The 3625-nt window shown below is 33.2% G+C and carries 5 protein-coding genes; 4 read left to right on the top strand and 1 reads right to left on the bottom strand.

Annotated elements, in window-relative coordinates; genetic code table 11:
* Positions 1-8 precede the first annotated feature (8 nt).
* On the bottom strand, positions 9-320 hold the full coding sequence (locus Q0C22_RS07525; protein WP_291493366.1) for a hypothetical protein: 312 nt from the start codon (positions 318-320) through the stop codon (positions 9-11).
* A 466-nt stretch (positions 321-786) separates the two neighbouring features.
* On the opposite strand from Q0C22_RS07525, the gene Q0C22_RS07520 reads away from it, so the two are divergent.
* The 4 genes from Q0C22_RS07520 to nrfD all read left to right on the top strand — a co-directional run bounded on the left by Q0C22_RS07520 (position 787) and on the right by nrfD (position 3550).
* Entirely contained in the window at positions 787-1467 is a 681-nt protein-coding gene (locus Q0C22_RS07520; protein WP_291493364.1) for a hypothetical protein, read from the top strand.
* On the top strand, positions 1464-1907 hold the full coding sequence (gene smpB, locus Q0C22_RS07515) for an SsrA-binding protein SmpB (protein ID WP_291493362.1): 444 nt from the start codon (positions 1464-1466) through the stop codon (positions 1905-1907). The genes Q0C22_RS07520 and smpB overlap by 4 nt, the downstream gene beginning before the upstream one ends.
* 68 nt (positions 1908-1975) lie before the next feature.
* Positions 1976-2230, top strand: coding sequence for a hypothetical protein (locus Q0C22_RS07510; protein ID WP_291493360.1), 255 nt, complete (start codon positions 1976-1978; stop codon positions 2228-2230).
* Positions 2231-2368: 138 nt separating this feature from the next.
* Positions 2369-3550, top strand: a complete 1182-nt coding sequence (gene nrfD / locus Q0C22_RS07505) for an NrfD/PsrC family molybdoenzyme membrane anchor subunit (RefSeq protein ID WP_291493358.1) — start codon at positions 2369-2371, stop codon at positions 3548-3550.
* Positions 3551-3625 lie beyond the last annotated feature (75 nt).

Raw genomic sequence — 3625 nt, 5'->3', positions numbered from 1 at the left:
ATGGCATTTTATCCCTCTATTCGTTCTATCCCTATGTTATTCTGTCTTTTATGCTTAAATATGTTTTCTGCTATTGCAATAATTAACAGCGTCGTCGTTGCGCCTATTGCATATCCGCTCATTAGCAAGCCTCCGCTCATGCTATAAATTGCCAATTCATAAGCCCATGAAACAGCAAAAGCCACAGCCATGTTGCGAGTTCTTGCAAAAGAAATGCCAAAAATAGCCAATAACAAAATATAAGCGAATATAGGCATGCCAAAAGAATAAACGGCAAGGCTAGGCAAAGACGGCGCACCGCTTATATTTATTATTTGCATGCGATAACCTCTAAAATATCGTTTTAATTAATCCCAGCATAATACTAAATATCTCTAATAGCAGCGGATAAATATACCATGCTATACCTAGCAGCAATAAGCCATATCCTAGCGTAAATATGTAGCCGACTGCACCAAGATTATTGATAAATAAACTAGGCAAGAATACTATTACTGCGTAAGTCAGCGTGTATAATCCTTGCAGCAAGAATACAATTAAAGAATAAATAAACAAAAAGAAATCATAGGTTTTGTTGTTGCAGATAAAGTTAACAATTCAATAATATGCTACGATACAAAACAAAATATTAAAAAAATTGAAAATATAGTAAAAGCTATAGATGTCAAAAAGAGAGAAATAGAAATTAGTGCAAAAATTGTTATTGTTAGTAAAGGCTATGAGAGAGACTTAGGTATTCAATGGGGTGGAAATTATGCCCAAAAGGCTTTTGGTCAAAACTCTTATATGGCAATAGGTGGCACAACTCTTCCTCTGTCAGTTAATGCTCCAAGTACAACCTCAACAGCTGGTATAAATACAGGCGGTTTTTCAGTTAACAATGCTTTTGCAAACAGCAATTATGTTGTTAATACGCCTGCCTCACCCCAATTTGGGAGTCTCTCTTTAATGGTTGGAAATGTTATGGCAAACTACAATTTGGATTTAAAACTATCGCTTGCAGAAATTAACAACTATTCAAAAACTCTTTCTTCGCCAAAGGTTATTACACTTGATAACCAAGAAGCTACAGTAGAAAGCGGTCAAGAAATACCATATACTACAATTACCACAACAGGCACTCAAAGCACGAGCTTTAAAGATGCTGTGCTTTCTTTAAAAGTAACACCGCATATTACAAATAATGGCGATATTATAATGAAACTTGACATAAAAAAAGATTCTCCTGCTGGTGCTGCACCAAATGGTGAACTCATTATAAATAAAAACAACATAACATCTACAGTAATTGTCAAAAACGGTCAAACTATAGCAATAGGCGGAGTATATGAAACAATAACGTCAAAAAGTGAAAATGGTATACCATTTCTTAAAAATATCCCACTATTGGGCTGGCTGTTTAAATCTCAGCAAATTCAAAAACCAGAAAAAGAACTTTATATATTTATAACACCAAAAATTTTATGACTCAAATCATAAATCGTAAAGCCCGTCACGATTATGAGATTATTGAAAGTTTTGAGGCGGGCATTGTACTTTTAGGTAGCGAAGTAAAGTCTATAAAAACAGGAAACGCAAATCTCAAAGATTCTTATGCTGATATAGAAAATGGTGAAGTATGGTTGTATAATTTTCATATCAGTCCTTATAAATTTGCAAGCGAAAAATTCAATCATCAGCCTCTTAGGCCAAAGAAATTATTACTGCATAAAAAAGAAATTGCAAAACTTATTGGCAAAACTAAAGAAAAAGGTTTTACGCTCATTCCCATTAAAGTTTACACAAAAAATGGTCTTATTAAAGTAGAATTGGCATTGGCGAAAGGTAAGAAGCTATATGATAAAAGACAATCGTTAAAAGAAAGGGAGTTGAATCTAGAAAAAGAAAGATCTTTTAAAAATTTGTAATAATCAAACTTGATAATAATTTACAAAAGTATAAAATAAAACCAGAAAATAATAATGGGAGGTTAGAGATGGAAAAAGTATTAGAAACTAATTTAAAAAAACCTGCGATTAAAATTGTTTTAGGTTTATTTTGCATTGCAACATTAAGTGGTTGCTCGACCATGACACCTACACAACAGCGTGTTTTAAGTGGTGCAGGTATTGGTGCCGTAGGCGGTGCGGTAGTAGGCGGACTAACTGCTGGAAGTCCAGCAGCAGGTGCAGCAGTGGGAGCTGCAGTCGGTGCAGGACTTGGCGCAGCAGCAGGTGCATTGACAAAATAATTTTTTTAAAGAGAAAAGAAATAAGTATTAGGAAAGTTTTTTTAAAATTTGATTGACAAAAAAATTTTTACTATTACAATAATTAGTGATTTTTAGTTTGAATAAAACCAGTGGTACGTGGGGTAAGAAGGAGGTTTTATGAAGGTTAGCTCAAATGTAGCTAGCAAGCCATTAATAGATGGTTGGACTATTTTATTTTTTATAATGGCTGCTATAGGTTTATATGGTATGGCTCATGTATTTTTTTATGGTCAAGAGCCTAGTTATGGTGTAACAAGGTATGTTTCGTGGGGTTTGTTAATTATTGGCTATTCGTTTTTGGTTGGTATTACCACAGGCTTATCACTACTTGTTATTATGTGCCATTTATTTGGTTTAAAGCATGTGCAATTAATGGAACGAAAGTTAATTTTACTAGCTCTTACAGCATTATTAGGTGGTTTTTATGTAATTTTTTGGGATTTAGGTGGGCCTTTTAAATTACAGATATTAAGGTTTGTTGTTAACTATTTTCCACCACATATAACTAGTGCTATTTGGTGGATGTCTACGCTTTATGCTTTGGAATTGCCAATAATTATTTTAGAAATTTATTTAGTTTTTACAAAAAACCATAAATGGTTGCTTCCAATTGCAATAATCAGTTTTTTGGTAGGAGTAAGTGCATACAGCAATATGGGTTTTGTTTTTGCTGCTAATATATCCAGACCTTTCTGGTTTGGTGCATATATTCCTATCTTTTTTATACTTTCTGCTTTAGGTTTGGGTGCTGGCTTTGGCCTTATTTTGTGCTATTTTACAAAAAGATTGGTACCTTCACTAGAAGATAAGTTAGCCACTGTATCCCATGTACTGGAAAGAACATTGTTTTTTGTGGTTTTAGCAATGATGTTTTTTACAGGTTGGAGATTTGGAACTGCACTTTATACTTATCAACCAGAAGTTTCTGGGGCTGCCATAGCTTTATTATGGGGTAAGTTATCATTTTATTTCTGGTTCTTTCAGATATTTTTAGGTTTGATAGTACCATTTTTTATGCTAATCAAAAAACCATCAAATACAGGAGCTTTAATTGCTGCAATTTTGGTGATTATAGGTATATTTTTTGAAAGGTATAATACAGTTATAGCTGGTCAACTTGTACCTGTAAATAGCGTGTATTATGACAAAGTGTTTTATGTAAATTACACACCATCACTATCAGAAATCAGTCTATTTATAAGTGCACTTGGTGTAGCTGGTTTACTTTACTTAATAGGCGATAGGATACTAAACAAAAAATTTGCTCAAGAAGTGGAAACTGAAGAATCTTCCCATTAAAGTGTATTTTTGTGACTGCTTTTTTAAGCAGTCACTTTCTTAATTTTTGAAGTAGTATCTAAATAAATTATAAAC

The sequence above is a fragment of the Desulfurella sp. genome (assembly GCF_023256235.1).
Lineage (GTDB): Bacteria > Campylobacterota_A > Desulfurellia > Desulfurellales > Desulfurellaceae > Desulfurella.
Note: the sequence above shows the minus strand (reverse complement) of the source record. Positions and strands in the feature narration are given on the sequence as shown.

Bases quoted from the DNA above. Each gene is read 5' to 3' on its own strand.
- Q0C22_RS07525 (WP_291493366.1), bottom strand. From the start codon at position 320: ATGCAAATAATAAATATAAGCGGTGCGCCGTCTTTGCCTAGCCTTGCC.
- Q0C22_RS07520 (WP_291493364.1), top strand. From the start codon at position 787: ATGGCAATAGGTGGCACAACTCTTCCTCTGTCAGTTAATGCTCCAAGT.
- smpB (WP_291493362.1), top strand. From the start codon at position 1,464: ATGACTCAAATCATAAATCGTAAAGCCCGTCACGATTATGAGATTATT.
- Q0C22_RS07510 (WP_291493360.1), top strand. From the start codon at position 1,976: ATGGAAAAAGTATTAGAAACTAATTTAAAAAAACCTGCGATTAAAATT.
- nrfD (WP_291493358.1), top strand. From the start codon at position 2,369: ATGAAGGTTAGCTCAAATGTAGCTAGCAAGCCATTAATAGATGGTTGG.